Annotated in this window: 20 protein-coding genes; 7 read left to right on the plus strand and 13 right to left on the minus strand. The window is 69.9% G+C overall.

Annotated elements, in window-relative coordinates; all coding sequences use genetic code 11:
• Window positions 1-124: 124 nt before the first annotated feature.
• A complete protein-coding gene (gene rpsU / locus RMN86_RS13410; RefSeq protein ID WP_309606372.1) occupies window positions 125-373 on the minus strand; it encodes a 30S ribosomal protein S21 in 249 nt (82 codons plus the stop codon).
• A 187-nt stretch (window positions 374-560) separates the two neighbouring features.
• Here rpsU and RMN86_RS13415 point away from each other — a divergent pair, with 187 nt between their 5' ends.
• Window positions 561-1,211 (plus strand): COQ9 family protein, encoded by a 651-nt coding sequence (locus RMN86_RS13415; protein WP_309606351.1) that lies wholly within the window; start codon window positions 561-563, stop codon window positions 1,209-1,211.
• A 32-nt stretch (window positions 1,212-1,243) separates the two neighbouring features.
• On the opposite strand, the gene RMN86_RS13420 is transcribed toward RMN86_RS13415, so the two are convergent.
• The gene (locus tag RMN86_RS13420) at window positions 1,244-2,329 is read right to left on the minus strand and encodes a 5-(carboxyamino)imidazole ribonucleotide synthase (RefSeq protein ID WP_309606352.1); all 1,086 of its coding nucleotides are present in this window, start codon (window positions 2,327-2,329) and stop codon (window positions 1,244-1,246) included.
• Window positions 2,326-2,820, minus strand: coding sequence for a 5-(carboxyamino)imidazole ribonucleotide mutase (purE, locus tag RMN86_RS13425; protein ID WP_309606353.1), 495 nt, complete (start codon window positions 2,818-2,820; stop codon window positions 2,326-2,328). The genes RMN86_RS13420 and purE overlap by 4 nt, the downstream gene beginning before the upstream one ends.
• A gap of 146 nt (window positions 2,821-2,966) precedes the next feature.
• Here purE and RMN86_RS13430 point away from each other — a divergent pair, with 146 nt between their 5' ends.
• Complete coding sequence (locus RMN86_RS13430) at window positions 2,967-3,683, plus strand: GGDEF domain-containing protein (protein ID WP_309606354.1); 717 nt, start codon at window positions 2,967-2,969, stop codon at window positions 3,681-3,683.
• Between the two features lie 381 nt (window positions 3,684-4,064).
• Here the strand turns inward: RMN86_RS13430 and RMN86_RS13435 are convergent, their stop codons facing one another.
• The 4 genes from RMN86_RS13435 to RMN86_RS13450 form a co-directional block, all read right to left on the minus strand.
• On the minus strand, window positions 4,065-4,847 hold the full coding sequence (locus tag RMN86_RS13435; protein ID WP_309606355.1) for an alpha/beta hydrolase: 783 nt from the start codon (window positions 4,845-4,847) through the stop codon (window positions 4,065-4,067).
• Window positions 4,848-4,948: 101 nt separating this feature from the next.
• Window positions 4,949-5,380 carry an SHOCT-like domain-containing protein gene (locus tag RMN86_RS13440; RefSeq protein WP_309606356.1) on the minus strand — a complete coding sequence of 144 codons (432 nt, stop codon included), beginning with the start codon at window positions 5,378-5,380 and terminating at the stop codon, window positions 4,949-4,951.
• 12 nt (window positions 5,381-5,392) lie between these two features.
• The gene (locus tag RMN86_RS13445) at window positions 5,393-5,731 is read right to left on the minus strand and encodes a hypothetical protein (RefSeq protein WP_309606357.1); all 339 of its coding nucleotides are present in this window, start codon (window positions 5,729-5,731) and stop codon (window positions 5,393-5,395) included.
• A complete protein-coding gene (locus RMN86_RS13450) occupies window positions 5,728-6,114 on the minus strand; it encodes a DUF2089 domain-containing protein (RefSeq protein ID WP_309606358.1) in 387 nt (128 codons plus the stop codon). The genes RMN86_RS13445 and RMN86_RS13450 overlap by 4 nt, the downstream gene beginning before the upstream one ends.
• Window positions 6,115-6,247: 133 nt before the next feature.
• Here RMN86_RS13450 and RMN86_RS13455 point away from each other — a divergent pair, with 133 nt between their 5' ends.
• Complete coding sequence (locus RMN86_RS13455) at window positions 6,248-7,036, plus strand: phosphatase PAP2 family protein (RefSeq protein ID WP_309606359.1); 789 nt, start codon at window positions 6,248-6,250, stop codon at window positions 7,034-7,036.
• Between the two features lie 143 nt (window positions 7,037-7,179).
• On the opposite strand, the gene RMN86_RS13460 is transcribed toward RMN86_RS13455, so the two are convergent.
• The gene (locus RMN86_RS13460) at window positions 7,180-9,396 is read right to left on the minus strand and encodes a xanthine dehydrogenase family protein molybdopterin-binding subunit (RefSeq protein ID WP_309606360.1); all 2,217 of its coding nucleotides are present in this window, start codon (window positions 9,394-9,396) and stop codon (window positions 7,180-7,182) included.
• Between the two features lie 8 nt (window positions 9,397-9,404).
• On the minus strand, window positions 9,405-9,878 hold the full coding sequence (locus tag RMN86_RS13465) for a 2Fe-2S iron-sulfur cluster-binding protein (protein ID WP_309606361.1): 474 nt from the start codon (window positions 9,876-9,878) through the stop codon (window positions 9,405-9,407).
• A gap of 122 nt (window positions 9,879-10,000) precedes the next feature.
• On the opposite strand from RMN86_RS13465, the gene RMN86_RS13470 reads away from it, so the two are divergent.
• Window positions 10,001-10,885: a bifunctional precorrin-2 dehydrogenase/sirohydrochlorin ferrochelatase gene (locus RMN86_RS13470; RefSeq protein WP_309606362.1), complete on the plus strand. Its 885-nt coding sequence runs from the start codon at window positions 10,001-10,003 to the stop codon at window positions 10,883-10,885.
• A 69-nt stretch (window positions 10,886-10,954) separates the two neighbouring features.
• On the plus strand, window positions 10,955-11,971 hold the full coding sequence (locus RMN86_RS13475; RefSeq protein WP_309606363.1) for a phosphotransferase: 1,017 nt from the start codon (window positions 10,955-10,957) through the stop codon (window positions 11,969-11,971).
• Here the strand turns inward: RMN86_RS13475 and RMN86_RS13480 are convergent.
• The 4 genes from RMN86_RS13480 to RMN86_RS13495 form a co-directional block, all read right to left on the minus strand.
• A complete protein-coding gene (locus RMN86_RS13480; RefSeq protein WP_309606364.1) occupies window positions 11,968-13,644 on the minus strand; it encodes an MFS transporter in 1,677 nt (558 codons plus the stop codon). The genes RMN86_RS13475 and RMN86_RS13480 overlap by 4 nt on opposite strands.
• Window positions 13,645-13,874: 230 nt before the next feature.
• Window positions 13,875-14,801 carry a cytochrome c gene (locus tag RMN86_RS13485; RefSeq protein WP_309606365.1) on the minus strand — a complete coding sequence of 309 codons (927 nt, stop codon included), beginning with the start codon at window positions 14,799-14,801 and terminating at the stop codon, window positions 13,875-13,877.
• A 30-nt stretch (window positions 14,802-14,831) separates the two neighbouring features.
• Window positions 14,832-15,281 (minus strand): cytochrome c, encoded by a 450-nt coding sequence (locus tag RMN86_RS13490; RefSeq protein WP_309606366.1) that lies wholly within the window; start codon window positions 15,279-15,281, stop codon window positions 14,832-14,834.
• 94 nt (window positions 15,282-15,375) lie between these two features.
• Complete coding sequence (locus RMN86_RS13495) at window positions 15,376-15,795, minus strand: c-type cytochrome (RefSeq protein WP_309606367.1); 420 nt, start codon at window positions 15,793-15,795, stop codon at window positions 15,376-15,378.
• A gap of 263 nt (window positions 15,796-16,058) precedes the next feature.
• Between RMN86_RS13495 and RMN86_RS13500 the strand changes: the two genes are divergently transcribed.
• Both RMN86_RS13500 and RMN86_RS13505 read left to right on the plus strand, forming a co-directional pair.
• On the plus strand, window positions 16,059-16,589 hold the full coding sequence (locus tag RMN86_RS13500; RefSeq protein ID WP_309606368.1) for a sigma-70 family RNA polymerase sigma factor: 531 nt from the start codon (window positions 16,059-16,061) through the stop codon (window positions 16,587-16,589).
• 112 nt (window positions 16,590-16,701) lie between these two features.
• Window positions 16,702-17,343: FecR domain-containing protein (locus RMN86_RS13505; protein WP_309606369.1), on the plus strand; the 642-nt coding region annotated here is incomplete at its 3' end.

Genomic DNA, 17,343 nt, shown 5'->3' on the forward strand with positions numbered 1-17,343 from the left:
CACCAGTCGCCCGGACCTGGGCGCGAACGGGGGCGCGACCAAACACCGCGCCCGGACCCAAATACGAAGGGCCGCGCCTGGAAGACGCGGCCCCTAGATAGGCATGAATTTACTGAATTAAGCGCTACCGGGCGCCCGGACCGGTGACCGGCTTCTTCGGAGCCGCGATCAGGCCCTCGCGCTGGGCGCGCTTGCGCGCCAGCTTGCGGGCCCGGCGAACGGCCTCGGCCTTCTGGCGCGCGCGCTTTTCGGAGGGCTTTTCGTAGTGGACGTGCCGCTTCATTTCGCGGAACGAGCCCTCGCGCTGCATCTTCTTCTTCAGCGCCTTGAGGGCTTGGTCGACGTTGTTGTCGCGGACGAAAATCTGAACCAGGGGTCTCTCTCCTATTGGCCGCTTCCCGCCCGGCCCCCTCAAGTCCCGACTAGGGGCGGCGGCGAGCGAACAAAAGAAACTTAAGTCCCGCAGGCGGACGGCCTACGAGATCGAGCGCGGCGAAATATCAGAAGAGGCCGCCGATGTCCACGCCGCACAGACTCCATTTTCGGTTTAGGATAGCGCCATGAGCCAGCCACGACAGGATTGGGCGGACGCGACCGAACAGCAGGTTCTGGACGCCGCCCTGACAATCGCGCCGCACCAGGGCTGGAGCCGGCGGATGGCCATCCTGGCCGGCAAGGCGCGCGGGCTTTCGCCGGGCGAGACCGAGCTGCTGCTGCCGCAAGGCCCCGCCGACCTCGCCGCCCTCCTGTCGCGCCGCCACGACGCGGCGACCCTGAAGGCGCTGTCGGCGGTCGATCCGGCCACCCTGAAGATCCGCGAACGCATTGCCCGCGCGGTGGAGGCGCGGCTGGAGGCGATGGCGGTCGATGAGCCGGCGGTGCGCCGCTGCGCCGGGCTCCTCGCCCTGCCGTCGCACCTGGCGCTGGGCGCCCGGCTGGCCTGGGAGAGCGCCGACGTCCTGTGGCGCTGGGCCGGCGACACGGCCACCGACGAGAACCACTATTCCAAGCGCCTGCTGCTGGCCGGCATCCTCAGCGGCGCGCTGGCCATCCGCCTGGCCTCGGGCAAGCAAGCCTCGCTGGCCTTCGTCGACCGCCGCATCGGCGACGTCATGACCTTCGAGAAATGGAAGGCGACGACCAAGTTGAAGCCCAGCGCGATGTTGGACAGCGTCGCCGGCGCGCTCGGGCGGATGCGCTACGGGCGCTGATCAGCCCTGCCCGGAACGGGGCGGGACGGTCGCTACCCCAGCGGCTTCACCCGGTTGATGTGGCCCATCTTGCGGCCGGGCTTGGCGCCGCGCTTGCCGTAGAGGTGGAGGCGGGTCTCGGGTTCGGCGGCGAATTTGCGCCAGGCGTCGACCTCGTCGCCCAGCAGGTTCAGCATCTCCACCTGGGCGATGGCGGCGGTGGGGCCCAGCGGCCAGCCGGCGACGGCGCGGATGTGCTGTTCGAACTGGTCCACCTGGCAGCCATCCTGGGTCCAGTGGCCGGTGTTGTGCACGCGCGGCGCGATCTCATTCACCAGCAGGCGGCCGTCGGCCATCTCGAACAGCTCGATGCCGATCACGCCGACGTAGTCCAGGCCGGCCAGGACGCGGGCGGCGATGCGTTCGGCCTGATCGTTCAGGGCCTGGTCGGCGCGGGCCGGCGCGAGACTGCGGCGCAGGATGCCGTGGTCGTGGTGGTTCTCCGCCAGCGGATAGACCGCCGTCGCCCCGTCGCGACCCCGCGCGGCGATGATCGACAGCTCGCGGACGAAATCGCACGCCGCCTCGACGATCACCGGCACGCCGCCCAGCGCGGCGAAGGCGGCGGCGGCGTCTGCGGCGTGCTCGACCCAGCGCTGGCCCTTGCCGTCATAGCCCTCGCGCCGGGTCTTCATCAGCGCCGGCGCGCCGATCCGGGCGACGGCCTGGACCGCCTCTTCGGCCGTGGCGGCGGCGGCGAAGGCGACGGTGGGGGCGCCGTGGGCGTTGAGGAAGATCTTCTCGGTCACCCGGTCCTGGGCGGCGGCCAGCGCCTGTTCCCCCGGCGCCACCTCGACACCGTGAGCGGTGAGCCAGGCCACCGAGGCCGCCGGCACGTTCTCGAACTCGAACGTGACGAGGCTCGTGCAGCCGGCAAGCTCGGCCAGGGCCGCCTCGTCCGTGTAGCCGCCGACGATCAGCCTGGACGCCACGCGGCCGGCCGGGCTGTCGGCCTCGCGCTCCAGCACCACCACGTCGAAGCCCAGGCGCGCGGCGGCGAGCGCCAGCATGCGGCCCAGCTGGCCGCCCCCCAGGATGCCGATGCTCGAGCCCGGCGCGAGCGGCAGGTCCGCGCTCACCTGTCGTCGACCGTCTCTGGGATGCTGGCGGAAAGTGCCGCGCCATAGGCCGCCAGCCGCGCCGCGAGCGCCGGGTCGGCGAGCGCCAGGATCCTGGCCGCCATCAGGCCGGCGTTCTTCGCCCCCGCCTCGCCGATCGCCAGCGTCCCCACCGGAATGCCCGCCGGCATCTGGACGATGGACAGCAGGCTGTCCATGCCCTTCAGCGCCCGGGATTCGATCGGCACGCCCAGCACCGGCAGGTCGGTCAGCGAGGCGGTCATCCCCGGCAGATGGGCGGCCCCGCCGGCCGCGGCGATGATCACCTTGAAGCCCGCGCCTCTGGCGCCCTTGGCGAAGGCGTACATGCGGTCCGGCGTGCGGTGCGCCGAGACCACCTTGGCCTCATAGGCGACGCCCAGGCTGTCCAGCATCTCTGCGGCATGGCGCAGCACCGGCCAGTCGGAGCGACTGCCCATGATGATGGCGACGGGCGCATGCGTGGCGCTCATGTGGTGCTTGGCCCCTTGCTCGAAGGGCGCGGAGTATAGGCGCCGACTTTGCAGGGGCAACCGGGGACGCGTAGATTAACCTGCGCCTGGGCGCGACGCTGATTCTGGGCGCCGCTGATCGAGGTCGGCCATTTGAAAGCTGCGGCATGAAAGTTTCCGGCGCGCGCAACGAACCCTTCTCGGCGCTGCGCAGGCGCGCGCTGGCCCAGGCCGGGGCGCAGGTGCGCGGCGCGCCCAACCCGGTCGATAGCGTGGGCTTCCTCGGCGTCGGCGAGCTCGAGATGACGCCGGCGGTGCGGGGCGCGTTGCAGACCCTGCTGACCGAGATCGACGACCTGCGCGCCGAGGTGGCCCGGCTGAAGGGCCGGCTGGCCGAGGTCGAGGACATGGCCGACCGCGATCCGCTGACCCCCCTGCTCAACCGCCGCGCCTTCATGCGCGAACTCGGCCGCATCCGCACCTTCGCCCAGCGCTATGGCTCGCCCGCCAGCCTGGTCTATTTCGACCTCGACGACCTGAAGGGCGTCAATGACCGGTTCGGGCACGCGGCGGGCGACGCCTGCCTGACGGCCGTGGCCGAGCGGCTGGCGGCCAATGTGCGCGACAGCGACATCGTCGGCCGCATGGGGGGCGACGAGTTCGCGGTGATCCTGGTGCAGGCCGACCGGGCGACCGCCGAGGCCAAGGCCGCGGCCCTGGCCCGCGCCGTGGAGGCCGAGCCCTTGCGGTTCGGCGACTGGTCGGCGCCCCTGCACGTCTCCTGGGGAGTCCGCGAGATCGGCCAGGAGGCCGAGCCCGAAGGCCTGGTCGCCGACGCCGATGCGGCCATGTACGCCAGCAAGCGCGCCCGCAGGAGCGCCTGAGGCTTTCCATCTCCGCCCCCCCGCGCCAGTTGCGCTGGAAGGGCGATCTACTCGCAGAAGATCTTCACCTTGGCCGCGTCGGTTTCCACATCGACGCTGAAATCCTCGAGGTGGGCGACCAGTTCCTCAAGATTCTCCGGCTTCAACTGGCTGATGTCGAAGGGCGCGCCGTTCCTGGCGAGTTCGGCGTCGACCTGGTCGCGCCCTCGGTCCTGTCGTCGGCGTCCACCGCCACCCGCAGGTATTTCGGCGCGGGCCTGTTGTGACCGGTCGCTGAGCCCTCGGGCGGCCGGGGCGCGGCCGGGGTCCTTTCCATCGCCGAGATCAGGCTTTGCGGATCGATTGGCGCGGCTGACTCGGCCGCCCGGGCATTGCGCCCTCCTACACCCGCTCCGCGGCAAGCTCGCGGATCGCCTCGGCGACGGCCCGAAAATCCTTGCTCAGGATTTGCTCGTGGTTGCTCGCGACCTTGGCGCTGACCTTGAGGTTGGCGTTCCGGGCGAGCACCGGGTCGAGTGAGGCCCGCATCGCTTCCATCTCCTCTTGCCCGGCGCCGAAGTTGCCATCGGTGGCCAGGACATAGCGCACGGGGTCGGTCAGGCGGTCGAGCAGCGGCGCGCAGGCCGCGGCGATCTCGTTCATCTCGATATTGATGCCGGCGTGCTGGTCGGCGGTCATCCGGGCGGCCAGGCCCAGCCGGCTCGCCAGCGGCAAAAACAGCCGCATCTTGCGGAACAGCCCTCGGATCCGGTCGCGTCCCTCCTGACCGGTCAGGCCGTAGGGCACAGCGGCGTCGACCGCGACCACGCCGGCGCGGCCGGGATTCCGGTCGGCCCAGTACACCGCCACATAGGCGCCGTAGGACCAGCCGACGAGCAGGGGCCGCTCCACGCCGGTCGCCGCCAGCACGGCGCCAACGTCGCGGACACAGGCCTCGAAGGAGTAGTCGGCCGACCGCTTCGATCGCCCGCGGGCGCGTTCGTCGTAGGTGATATGTCGCCAGCCGGGGCCGAGTTCGGCGATCACCGGCCGCCAGTTCCGCTGGGTGGCATAGGAGCCGTTCAGATAGACGACGGCGCGGCCGGGGCCGCCGGTGTCGGTCACATGCAGGGCCGTATCCTCAATCGGGACCATGCCGGCCCAGGCCTTTGGGATCGGGCTCATAGTTGGACGCCTCTTTTTGGGGTTGTGTCGGGGTGAGAGCCGGAGCGCTCGACAAGCCTGTCGCCGCAGTCGGCGCCGCCGCGCATCCCGGCGGTCCTGGCCTATTCGCAGTAGATTCGGACCTTGGCGTCCTGGGCGTCCACATCGACGGTCAGGTCTTCCAGATGGGCGATGAGGTCTTCGAGATTCTCCGGCTTCAGCTGGCTGATATCGAAGGGCATGCCGTTCTTGGCGAGTTCGGCGTTGACCTGATCGCGCGCCGCCGGCGGGATCAGGCTGGTCAGCCGCACCCCGGCCCGGAGCAGGGCCATGGGCACGCGGATGTTGACCTTCGTCTGACCCTCATCATCCGTCGCGTCTACCGAGACCCGCAGATACTTGGGCGGCGGCTTGTTGTGGCCGCTGGATGCGCCCTCGGCTTGGCGCGGAGCGAGGCCGGAGGCTTCCATGGCCGAGATCAGGCGCTCGGCCTCGTCAGCGTTGATCTTGCCGTCGGACAGCATCTGCAGAACGGAGCGGCGGTCGGTGTTCATCGGCATGGTCTCCTAGAGAATCCGGATGCGCACGATCGCTTCCGACGTGCGGACGTCCACGTCTGTGCCCGACAGCGAGAGCAGGAGGCGGCCCACACCCAGGACGGCGGCGAAGGGTTCGACGCGCCAGGGGCGCGGCACGAAATAGAGAACCGGGATCAGCAACATGGCAAAGGGGGCCAGCAGCCACAGGATCGGCGTCAGCGGCGCCCACAGGCGCACGACCGTCTTCTCCAACGGTGATGGCGCGAGACGCCGCTCATGGTGGGGAGGCCGATGGACCTTGCGGCTGGCGCGCGCTTCGCGGGCGACCTCGCCGAAGTGGCGCACGGCGGGGGGAAAGGCGGTCATGGGCCGGCCTCCAGATCGGCGATGGCCTGGTCAGGGGTGATCTCGCCGCGGGCCAGGCGCTCCAGCACTTCGGCGCGGCCCGGCCGCGGGTCGAGCTCGACAAATTCCAGGCTGGCGGCGATGCGGTTCAGCCGCGCCTTCACCGTCGGATAGGAAACCCCGAACACCTGCTCCATCTCCTTGATCGAGCCATGGCCGCGCACGAAGGCGGCGACGAACACCTGGTCCTCCGCCGACAACCGCGCCAGGCGGGGCAGCTCGAAGGCGCCGTCGATGGCGATGTCCTGCTCGGTCAGCCTGACCCGCTCCACGAGGATCGGACGACCCCGGGTGAGCTCGCTGAGCGCTTGCCAGTCTTGGGTTTTCCTATCGGTCATAGCCATGAACTTAATTTTCTTAATATGAGAGTCAAGTATTTTAATATCACTTGCGGACACGGACAAAATCTCTCCGCCCCCAGGTTGTGTCCGCCGCCCAGCTCTGCAAAACCGGAGGCGCACAGGTGAGGGATCGAAAATGCTCAGGACGCTCGCGATGGCCGCCGTGGCGCTGGCGACGATGGGGGCCGCCGCGCCCGCGCTCGCGCCAAAGCCGCTGCCGCCCGTCCCGCAGCCCTATCTCGGCGACGCTGCGCCCGACTCCTTCAAGATCCTGCCGCCCGCGCCGGTCGTCGGCACGACCCGCTATGAGGCCGACCGCACCATGTTCCTCAGCACGCGCAGACTGAAGGACACGCCGCGCTGGGCGCTCGCCCGCAACGACGACAACGGCGCCGGGTTGATCAAGGACCTGAGCTGCGCGCTAGGTGTCGAGCTGACCGCGCAGAGCGCGCCGAAGCTCCTGTCCATGATCCCGCGGATCGCGCGCGACGCCAGCCGCGCGACCAATCTGCCCAAGGACATCTACAGGCGCCAAAGGCCCTATCTCGTGGACGAGGGTCCGATCTGCGTGGCCAAGACCGACTTCCTGTCGAAGAATCCCGACTATCCCTCCGGCCACGTCACCTACAGCTGGACGGTCGGCCTGATCCTGGCCGAACTGGCGCCCGACCGGGCGACCGAAATCCTGGTCCGCGCGCGCGCCTTCGGCGAAAGCCGGCTGGTCTGCGGCGTCCACAGCATGAGCGCCGTCGAGGCCGGCCGGACCAATGGCGCGATCGTCGTCGCCGGCCTCCACGGCTCGGCGGACTTCCGCAAGGACCTGGAGATCGCCCGCAGGGAGATCGCCGCCGCCCGCAAGGCCGGCCCCGCCCCGGATCCCGTCGCCTGCGCGGCGGAAGCCGAACTTCTGAAGTCGCCGTACTAGGGCCTGTCCCGTTCCGGTTGAGCCAACCTGAACGGGAAGGGCTCCTAGCCGCTCCGCCTCCGCGCCCCGCCTCCACGCCCCGCCTCCGCGCCCGGACACCAGGGCGGCCGCGTGCTGTCGCCCCGGGGGCGAGAAGCGGCGGGCTACCCCTTCACAAACGGCAGCGAGGTGGTCGGGGGTTGGCCCATGGCCAGCAGGGCGTTGGCGACGGCGGGCGCGATCACCGGCATGCCGGGCTCGCCGACTCCGCTGGGCGGGTTGGCGGAGGGCACGATGTAGGTCTCCACCGTCGGGGCCTCGTTGTGACGCAGCACGCGATAGGCGTCGAAGTTGTGCTCCACCACCTCGCCGTCCTTCAGCGTGATCTTGCCGAACAGCGCCGACGACAGGCCGTAGCAGGTGCCGCCCTCCATCTGGGCGGCGATCTGGTCGGGCGAGATCGCCACGCCGCAATCGATGGCGGTGACCACCCGGCCGACGCGCGGTTCGCCGTTCACCAGCCTGACCTCGGCGACCTGGGCCACCACCGAGCCGAAGCTCTCGTGGACCGCGACGCCGCGGCTCCAGCCGTCCGGCGCCGGCGCGCCCCAGCCGGCTTTTTCGGCGGCCAGGTTGAGCACCGCCAGGTGTCGCGTCGCGCCGGCCTTGGCATAGAGCGCGCGGCGATAGTCGACGGGGTCCTTGGCCGCGCGCTTCGCCAGCTGGTCGATAGTGTGTTCCATGACAAAGGCGGTGTGGGTGGCGCCCACCGAGCGCAGCCACAGCACCGGGATCGGTGAATCCGGGTGGATCGCCTGGCCGTCCACCACCGGGGTGGCCTTGAGGTAGGGCGAGTCCTTGACGCCTTCGACCGCGGCGGGATCGAGCCCGCCGCCGCCCATCGGCGAGCCCTTGCCCAGCGACTGGGCGACGACCCGGTGGCGCCAGGCCGACGGATAGCCGTCCTTGTCCACGCTCACCCGCACGGCGTGATGCACCAACGGGCGATAGTAGCCGCTGGTCATGTCGTCTTCGCGCGTCCAGACCAGCTTCACTGGCCGGCCTTTGCCGACATGCTTGGCGATGTGCACGCACTCGGCGACGTAGTCCGACTGGAAGTTGGCGCGGCGGCCAAAGCTGCCGCCGGCAAACAGGGTCTCGATGTCGATGGCGCCGGGCAGGTTGCCGACGATCTTGGCGGTGTTCAGCTGGTCCAGCGTCGGGATCTGCGAGCCGTGGATCAGCCGGGCCGAATTGCCGTCGACGATCGCCACGCAGTTCAGCGGCTCCATGGTGGCGTGGGCGAGGAACGGGAAGTCATAGCTGATCTCGACCGCCGCTGCGCCCGAGGCCGCCTTGGCCGCCTCGCCGCGGGTCTCGAACGGATACCATTTCAGCTTGCCGTCGGTGGGCGCCTTGCCGGCGGCGAGCGCGGTCCACTCGGCGCGCAGCTGGTCGGACCCGCGCTTCTCGGCCTTGGCCTCGTCCCATTTGACGCTGAGCGCGTCGCGGCCCTGGCGCGCGGCCCAGGTGTTGTCGGCGACCACGGCGACGCCGCTGGGGATCTGGAACACATCGACCACGCCGGGGATGGCCTTGGCCGCGGTGGCGTCGAACGAGGCTGCCTTCGCCCCGAATTTGCGCGGATGCGCCACCATGGCGGTGAGCATGTTGGGCAGATGGACGTCCTGGGTGAAGCGTGCCGTCCCAGTGCTCTTGGCCAGCGAATCCTTGCGGCGGACCCGGTCGGTTCCGATCAGGGTGAAGGCCTTGGGATCCTTCAGCGCCGGCGCCTGCGGCGGCGTCACCTTGGCGGCGGCGGCGACCAGCTCGCCGAAATGCGCCTGCTTGCCGCTGGCCACGTGGCTGACCACGCCGTTCTGTACGGTGATGTCCTTGGCCGGCACGCTCCAGGTGGCCGCGGCGGCCTGCACGAACATCGACCGCGCCGCGGCGCCGGCCTTGCGCAGCTGCATCCAGGAGTTGGAGATCGCCGAGGACCCGCCGGTCCCCTGCATGCCGAAGCTGGTGTTGGCGTAGACCGCCGCGTTGGCCACCGACTGCTCGACCGTGACCCTGTCCCAGTCGGCGTCCATCTCTTCGGCGACGATGGCGGCCAGGCCCGCGTGGTTGCCCTGGCCGAACTCGATGTGCTTGGACATCACCGTCACCGCCCCGTCGGGGGCGACCTTGATGAACGGACCGAAGGCGCCGAAGTCGTGTTTGGCGCCGACGCTCATGACCTTGCCGAGCATCGCCGGCGAACAGCCGATCAACAGCGCGCCGCCGGCCAGGGTCGCGCCGATGCCCAGCGCCTGGCGCCGCGTGGGGAGCGGGCGTTCGCCAGTCTCGGGGTGGAGGGTCTTGAAATAGGGGTTCATGGCGCGCCTCAGACCTTGGCCGTGACAGGTTTTGTGGGGTTCTGGCCGGAGGCTTCCCGGATCGCCGCGTGGATCCTCTGATAGGTCCCGCAGCGGCAGATGTTGCCGCTCATCGCCGCGTCGATCTGCGCGTCTGAGGGCTTCGGCGTCTGGGCCAGCAACGCCGTGGCGCTCATCAGCTGGCCGGACTGGCAATAGCCGCACTGCGGCACGTCGTTCTTCACCCAGGCGATCTGCAGCGGGTGGGCGCCGCCCAGGCTTTCGATCGTGGTGATCTTCGCCGCGGCCAGCGCGGCGATGGGTGTCGAGCAGGACCGGATCGGCTGGCCGTCGGCCAGCACCGTGCAGGCCCCGCACTGGGCGATGCCGCAGCCGTACTTCTTGGCGTTCAGGCCCAGCTCATCGCGTAGCACCCACAACAGCGGGGTGTCGGGCGCGGCCTTCACCTCCAGCGCCTTGCCGTTGACGTTCAGCGTGGTCATTCCATTGGCCCCTCTGCCCGGGTCAGCCGCCCGGCGCCGTGACGCATCCTAACGCTGTTCAGACGCAGGCGTAAATGCGTCGGCGTTGGCGCGCGCCGCCGGGGCGGGCTATCCATCGGGCCATGGACGCCTTTCCCGCCTTCTTCCCGCTGGCCGGCCGCACGGTGGTCATCGCCGGAGCCGGCGAGGCGGCGCAGGCGAAGCTCCGCCTGTTCGCTGGGTCGCCGGCGACGATCCGGCGGCTGGAGGGCGCAGCGGCGCTGGACCCCGGCGGCTACGCGGGCGCGGCCCTGGCCTTCATCGCCTCGGATGACGACGCCTTCGCCGAGGCCGCCGCCGGGGCGGCGCGCGCGGCCCATGTGCCGGTCAACGCGGTCGACAGGCCGGCGCTCTGCGACTTCACCACGCCGTCGGTGATCGACCGGGGTGCGGTCGTGGCGGCGATCGGCACCGGCGGCGCCTCGCCGATGCTGGCGACCCTGCTGCGGCACGACATCGAGGCGCGCGTGCCGGCCGGCGCCGGCAAGGTCGCCGCCCTGTTCGCCAGCCTGCAGGACGAGGTGCGCGCGGCGCTGCCGCAGGCGCATCGCCGCCGCGCCTTCCTGCGCATGGCGCTGGCGGGGCCGGCGGCGCGGGCCGCCATGGCCGGCGACCAGGCCTTGGCGATCGGTCTGTTGCGCGAGGCCCTGGCCCGCGACAACCCGGGCGCCGGGGTGGTGCAGTTCATCGACGCCCGCGGTCCGGTCGACCGGCTGACCCTGGCGGCGGCCCACGCGCTGGCCGCCGCCGACCTGCTGGTCTGCGACGAAGGCGTCGATGACGCGGTGCTGGACCTGGCCCGCCGCGACGCCGAGCGGCTCGGCCCTCGGACGGTGGCCGAACTCGCCGGGCGGGTGGGCGAGGGGCTGCGCGTGGCCCGGCTGATCGTCTGCCCCGGATGGCGCGCCGAGCAGGCCGCCCTGGACGCCGCCGGCGTCGAGACCGAGGTGCTGCCGATCGCCGGATAATATTACCCGGATAATATTGACGGCTAATTATATCCGGGTAAAATATGGACTCCAGCCGGAGCCGACCCCATGGCCTGTCCCTTCCCCGCCGCCGCCCGCCCGGCCATCGACCGCGCCCTGATGAAAGCGTTCGCCACGGTCGATTTCGACAGCGCCACGCCGATCTCGGGCGGCCTCGGCGGCGCCGGTCTGTGGCGCATCCGGGTCGGCGGGATCGCCTATGTCCTGCGGATCGAGGGTCCGCGCGACGCTTTCCGCGACCCCGCGCGCGGCTATGCCTGCATGGACATTGCCGCCGGGGCCCTGTTGGCGCCGCGGGTGCGCTACGCCTGCGCCGCCGACGGCGTGGCGATCATGGATCTGGTCGCGCCGCGATCCCTGGCGCTGGACTATCCGGGCGACAGTCACGGGCTGGTGGTCGAACTGGCGCGGGCCGTGCGTCTGCTGCACCAGACCCCGGCTTTCCCGCCGCTGGTCGACTATATGGACGGCCTTGACGCCTTGATCGGCCAGCACCAGGGGACCGACCTGCTGCACCCCGCCGCCACGGACGAACTCTTCGCCCGCCACGGCGACCTGCGCGCCGCCTACTGCACCCTGGAGAGCGACCGGGTCTCCAGCCACAACGACCTCAATCCCGGCAACGTGCTCTACGACGGAGAGCGGCTGTGGCTGATCGACTGGGAGTCGGCGTTCCTGGCGGATCGCTACGTGGATCTGGCGACCGTCGCCAACTGGTTCGCGCGCGGGCCAGCGGCTGAAGACGCCCTGCTCACGACCTACTTCGGCCGCGCGCCCAGCAAGGAAGAGCGGGCTCGATTCCACCTGATGCGCCAGGTGAACCACATCTTCTATGGGGTGATGTTCCTGAACGGCGTGGCGGCGGAACGGCCCGGCGCACGTCTCGACGACCGCACCTTGGCGGGCCCCAGCCTACAGGCGCTCGGCCAGCGGCTCGGCACGGGTGCGTTCAGCCTGTCGGCCTGGGAAGACCGCGTCACCTACGGCAAGGCGCGCCTGGCCGCGGCCCTCGACGGCCTGCGCGAACCCGCCTTCGCCGAAGCCCTGGCCGCCCTGCCGGCCTAACCCTCCAGAGCCCGGTTCCTCGTCTCCGGGACCAGGAACAGGCAGGTCACCACCGACAGCGCGGTAAAGGCGAAGGGGTACCACAGGCCGGCGTAGATATTGCCCACCGAGGCGACGATGGCGAAGGCGGTGAAGGGGACGAACCCCCCGACCCAGCCGGTGCCGATATGGTAGGGCAGGCTGAGCGCGGTGTAGCGGATGCGGGTCGGGAACAGTTCCACCAGGAAGGCGGCGATGGGTCCGAAGAGGCCGGTGGCGGCGATCGCGAAGACCGTCATGACGGCGAAGGCGCCTGGCAGGTTCATCCGCTTCGGGTCCGCCTTGGCCGGATAGCCGGCGCGCGCCAGGCCCGCCTTGATCTTGCCCTCGACGCTGGCCTTCACCGCCTTGGCGACGTCCTTGGGCAGGCCGCGCGCGTCCAGCGAGGGGATGGTCGCCATGCCCACCCTCACCATCGCCAGCTCGCCCGGCGCGCCGGCCTCGTTCACATAGGACACGCCTGCGTTGGCAAGCACGCTCTTGGCGATGTCGCAGGACGAGGTGAAGGCGGCCTTGCCCACCGGGTCGAACTGCACGGAGCAGTCGGCGGGGTCGGCGATCACCGTGGCGGGATTGGCCGCCTGCGCCTCGGCCAGCGCCGGGTTGAGCGTCTGGGCCAGCATATGGAAGCCCGGGAAATAGACCGCCAGCATCAGGGTCATGCCGAACAGCATCACCGGCTTGCGGCCGACCTTGTCGGAGAGCCAGCCGAACAGCACGTAGAGCGGCGCGCTGAGCGCGACCACCGCCATCATCAGGCCGTTGATGGTCGCCGTCTCGACCTTCAGGAACTTCTCCATGAAGGTCTGGGCGTAGAAGAAGGTGGTGTACCAGACGGCGCCTTGGGCGAACATCACCGCCACCAGCGCCAGCAGCACGAACCTGAGGTTGCGCCACTGGCCGAAGGCCTCGGAATAGGGCGCCTTGGAGATCGCGCCCTGCGCCTTCATCGCCTCGAAGGCCGGACTTTCGGTGAGCGTCATGCGCATGAACACCGAGATCGCCAGCAGCCCCGCCGAGACCAGGAACGGAATGCGCCAGCCCCAGGCATCGAAGGCCGTGGGCCCGAACACCTTGCCGAGGACCAGGCGGGTGACCAGGATCACCAGCAGGGCGGCGAACAGGCCGAAGGCGGCCGCGGTCTGCACCCAGCTGGTCGACCGGCCCCGCGCGCCGTCGGGCGCGTGCTCGGCGACATAGATCGCCGCCCCGCCATATTCGCCGCCCAGCGCGAAGCCTTGCAGGATGCGCATCAAGAGCAGCAGGATCGGGGCGATCACCCCGGCGGTGGCGTAGCTGGGCAGCAGGCCGATGGCCACGGTGGCGCCGCCCATCAGCGCCACGGTCACCAGGAACGCGCCCTTGCGACCCAGCCGGTCGCCGATGCCGCCGAAGGCCAGGGCGCCGATCGGGCGAAAGGCGAAGCCCGCGCCGAACAGGGCCAGGGCGGCGATGTAGCCGGCGGTCTCGTTGAGGCCCGAGAAGAAGGTCTTGGAGATCACCTGGGTCAGGCTCCCGAAGACGAAGAAGTCGTACCATTCGAAGGTGGCGCCCAGCGAGGAGGCGGCCACCACCGTGCGCAGGCTCGCCTTCCTTGCGGGCGGCGGCAGGCCGTCAGCGGCGATCTCCGCCATGGTCACGTACTCCCCGATTTGGCGGCCCCGACTTGTCGGCTCCGATTTGGCGGCTCCGATTTGGCGGCCCCGATTTGGCGGCCACGAGTAGCACCGCTTCGCGCGGCGTTGAAAGCGCCCTACACCCTGTCCCGGCTGACGTGACTCAAGTCATCCGGGAAAGAACAGGGTCGTCGTCTAACTCTGGAGCCCTTCTCACTCAGATTGAGCCAACCTGAGTGAGAAGGGCTCTAGCAGGTCTTGTGCTTGGCCGCGCCGGCGATGGCCGGCAGGGTATGGATGTAGGCGGCGATGGCGGCGTCGTCCGCCGGGCTCAGTTGGCTGGTGCTGGCGATCACGTCCTTCATGCCGACGGGCTCGTTGAAGCACTTGTCCGTGCCGGATCTCAGGAAGTCGGCGATGTCCTGCTCGCTCCAGTCGCCGATTCCATCCTTGTGCGGGGTGATGTTGCTGGCGAACCGGCCGCCGGCTTCCAGGTTCGGGGCGCCGGCGTAGAGCTTGTCGAGGTTTGGCCCGCCCAGCGGCCCACGCTCGGTGTGGCACTCAGCGCAGTGGGCCGGACCCTCGGCCAGATAGGCCCCGCGGTTCCAGGCCGCGGACTTCTTCGGATCGCCGACGAACGCGTGCGGCCGGAAATAGAGCAGTTTCCAGAACCCGACCGCGGGCCGCAGGTTGAAGGGGAAGTTGAGGGCGTGCGGCGCCGTCGCCCTGGCCACCGGCGGCAAGGTCTTCAGATAGGCGAACAGGTCGCGCACGTCCGACGTCTTCATCAGGCTGTAGGCCGGATAGGGGAAGGCCGGATAAAGGTGCGCGCCCTGGTCGTCCACGCCGCGCTTGATCGCATTGACGAACGCCAGTTCGCTCCAGCCGCCGATGCCGAAATTCGGGTCGGGCGAGATGTTCGGCGTGACGAACGTCCCGAACGGCGATTTGAGCTTCAGACCGCCGGCGAGCTGGGTCCGGTCGGGCTGGCCAGGAGCCATGTGGCAAGCCGAGCAGTTGCCGGCGATGAACATCACCCGGCCGTTGGCCAGGTCCGGGCGATAGCCCGCCGTGATCTCCGAGGCCGGCAAGGGGCGCGGGGCGATCAGGAACCAGACCGCAACGGCGACCGCCACGGCCAGCACGGCGGCGACGAGGAAAAGGCGCCTAAGCATCTGTCGCGACCCGCCTGTTGCTCAAGCCCGCTAGCTCGTCTTCTTCTTGCGATAGAGATCGTGGCACGACTTGCAGGTGGCGCCCAGCGCCGAGAACGCCGGCTTGAAGGTCTCGGTGGAGGTGGTCTTGCCGGCGGTGGCGGCCAGGCTGGCCATCTCGGCCAGGCGCTTGTCGAAGTCGCCCTTGTTGTCCCAGATCTTCGGGTCGGCCGAGGACTTCGGGTCCGAACCGCTGCCCGCTGGATAGAGGCTCTTCAGCTTCCTGCCGGTGTTGGCGATCCCACCCATCAGCGCCTTGACCTTGGCCGCGTCGAAGGGAGTCTGCGGCGAGGCGAAGGCGCTGGCCTCCTTCATCGTCTGGCCGACCTGCTTCATGGCGGCCTGGCGGTCTTCCATCGGACCGGCCGAGGCCGCGAACCCCGTAACGGCCAGCGCCAGCGCCGCGCTCGCGGCCCACGTAACAACTCGAGACTTCGTCATGCAACGCTCCAGAATGCGCCGGCGGCGGAGCCGGCGCGGCCTGCCGGGTGGGCGCGCGCCCATCGCCAGCCCCTACAAAGGTTTGCCGCGGGCCTCAACCTTTCAGGGCCAGAAGATAGTCGACGATCGCCTTGGCGGCCGCGGCCTCGGCGCCCGGATAGTCCATCTTGTTGCCGGGCACGACCTTGTTGGGATCGAGGGTGAAAGCCTGCAGAGTCTCGGCGCTCCAGGTCACGCCAGCCGCCTTCATCGCCGCGGAATAGTCGTAGTCGGCGAGGCTTCCGGCCTTGCGGCCCCCGAGCCCGAACAGGTTCGGCCCCAGCGACGGCCGTGCGCCAGGGGTAACCTCATGACAGGTCGCGCAGATGCCGAATTCCCCTGGGGCGACGACCGGCGCGGGCGGCGTCGCCGGGGTCTGGGCCAGGGCGGGCGGAGCCGCCGCCGCCGCGACGGCCGCGACTATCAGTCCGCCGGCCAGGAGACGGGATTTCAACAGTGTCGGAATGGTGATCATTGCAGCTCCAGCGAGGATACCCGCGAAAAGTAGCATCGCTTGGCGAATCCAGGGAAGCGGCCTCGTCGTCTTACGGGAGGCGCGGGCTGGCATGGGCGACGGTGAGGTTCTTGGTTTCGCCGTGATCGTGCGCTTGTTAGAAGCGCGGTCTGGGGGCGGGTCATGGATCCGCGGGCGGCCTGCAAGGCGCGCCGACACCGGCAGAAGGATCAAGATGTGGCGTTCCGCCGACGGCCCGATCGCCACAGCTTCCGCACCCGCCGATGACCCGCGGGGATTCGGAGTCTCCCGGCCCGTTGCTTGAGGCCTACCTGCGCCGCCGAGACGACCTGCGCCGCTATTTCCTGGCGCGCCTGGGTCCCGCCGCCGACGTCGAGGACCTGGTGCAGGATCTCTATTTCAAGGTGCGCGACCTTCCCGCCGAAGAGATCCTCAACCCGGCGGCGTTCCTGTACCGCCTGGCCTCCAACCTGATGCTGGACCGCCTGAGGTATCGCCACAGCACCGGGGTGCGCGACGCGGCCTGGCGGCGCACCCATCATGTCAGCATCGGAGCGGTCGATATCGTTGACGCCCCGGACGCCGAAGCCGAAGTCATCGCGCGACAGCGACTCGCGCGGCTGGCGGAGGCCCTGACCACCCTCTCCCCGCGCACACAGCGCGTCTTCCAGCTGCACAAGTTCGACGGCCTGTCGCATTCGGAAACCGCCGCCCGGCTGGGAATTTCCCGCAGCGCCGTGGAGAAACACGTCAGCCTGGCGCTCAAGCACCTGATGATCCGGGTGGGCCAATGACCGCGTCTGTGTTGTATCGAGGCAACAGAATCCGCAGAGGGACCGCCGCCTTTGCGTCGTCATTGTGGCGAGCCCCGCGTTCTGCGCGGTTCGATGGACGCGCGTGCGTACGATGACAAAGTCCCTAGACAATGAGTCCGTCCGCCAGGCGGCCATCGATTGGTTCGTGCGGTTGCAGGGCGAGGCGAGCCTCGCGGACTGGACGGACTTCCGCACCTGGCTGGAGGCCGATCGCGCGCACGCCGAGGCCTATGACGCGGTCGAAACGATCTGGGTGGAGGTGGAATCACCGAGCGTCGCGCGCCCGGCCGAGGCCCGGCCCGCGACCGGGGTGGTGGTGCCCTTCCGGGCTCGCATCGACCGTCGAAGCCTCTGGCTGGGGGCCGCCGCCGCGGCCGCCGTCGCCGCCGCCGTGGTCACCTCGCAGCTGACAGCGCCGCCGCCCGCCGTCCTCTACACGACCGGCCCGGGACAGACGCGCGTCGTGACGCTGGCCGAGGGCTCGCGGCTGACCCTGGGCGCCGGCACTCGGATTGAGGTGCGGCTTTCCCCGGCCAGGCGCGATGTCGAGCTGGCCGAAGGCGAGGCGAGCTTCGACGTCACCCATCGGCCGGATCGGCCGTTCATCGTCACGGTCGGGGCGCGGCAGGTGCGCGTGCTGGGCACCGAGTTCAACATTTTCCACCGCGCCGGCGACCTCGTCGTGACGGTGCGACGGGGCCTGGTGTCGGTGGCCGAACACGACCGCGACCAG

It is taken from the genome of Phenylobacterium sp., assembly GCF_031360265.1.
GTDB lineage: Bacteria > Pseudomonadota > Alphaproteobacteria > Caulobacterales > Caulobacteraceae > Phenylobacterium.

Coding starts and splice junctions, on each gene's coding strand:
- RMN86_RS13415 (WP_309606351.1), top strand. CDS start 561: ATGAGCCAGCCACGACAGGATTGGGCGGACGCGACCGAACAGCAGGTT.
- purE (WP_309606353.1), bottom strand. CDS start 2,820: ATGAGCGCCACGCATGCGCCCGTCGCCATCATCATGGGCAGTCGCTCC.
- RMN86_RS13430 (WP_309606354.1), top strand. CDS start 2,967: ATGAAAGTTTCCGGCGCGCGCAACGAACCCTTCTCGGCGCTGCGCAGG.
- RMN86_RS13435 (WP_309606355.1), bottom strand. CDS start 4,847: ATGAGCCCGATCCCAAAGGCCTGGGCCGGCATGGTCCCGATTGAGGAT.
- RMN86_RS13440 (WP_309606356.1), bottom strand. CDS start 5,380: ATGAACACCGACCGCCGCTCCGTTCTGCAGATGCTGTCCGACGGCAAG.
- RMN86_RS13445 (WP_309606357.1), bottom strand. CDS start 5,731: ATGACCGCCTTTCCCCCCGCCGTGCGCCACTTCGGCGAGGTCGCCCGC.
- RMN86_RS13450 (WP_309606358.1), bottom strand. CDS start 6,114: ATGGCTATGACCGATAGGAAAACCCAAGACTGGCAAGCGCTCAGCGAG.
- RMN86_RS13455 (WP_309606359.1), top strand. CDS start 6,248: ATGCTCAGGACGCTCGCGATGGCCGCCGTGGCGCTGGCGACGATGGGG.
- RMN86_RS13460 (WP_309606360.1), bottom strand. CDS start 9,396: ATGAACCCCTATTTCAAGACCCTCCACCCCGAGACTGGCGAACGCCCG.
- RMN86_RS13465 (WP_309606361.1), bottom strand. CDS start 9,878: ATGACCACGCTGAACGTCAACGGCAAGGCGCTGGAGGTGAAGGCCGCG.
- RMN86_RS13470 (WP_309606362.1), top strand. CDS start 10,001: ATGGACGCCTTTCCCGCCTTCTTCCCGCTGGCCGGCCGCACGGTGGTC.
- RMN86_RS13475 (WP_309606363.1), top strand. CDS start 10,955: ATGGCCTGTCCCTTCCCCGCCGCCGCCCGCCCGGCCATCGACCGCGCC.
- RMN86_RS13480 (WP_309606364.1), bottom strand. CDS start 13,644: ATGGCGGAGATCGCCGCTGACGGCCTGCCGCCGCCCGCAAGGAAGGCG.
- RMN86_RS13485 (WP_309606365.1), bottom strand. CDS start 14,801: ATGCTTAGGCGCCTTTTCCTCGTCGCCGCCGTGCTGGCCGTGGCGGTC.
- RMN86_RS13490 (WP_309606366.1), bottom strand. CDS start 15,281: ATGACGAAGTCTCGAGTTGTTACGTGGGCCGCGAGCGCGGCGCTGGCG.
- RMN86_RS13495 (WP_309606367.1), bottom strand. CDS start 15,795: ATGATCACCATTCCGACACTGTTGAAATCCCGTCTCCTGGCCGGCGGA.
- RMN86_RS13500 (WP_309606368.1), top strand. CDS start 16,059: ATGACCCGCGGGGATTCGGAGTCTCCCGGCCCGTTGCTTGAGGCCTAC.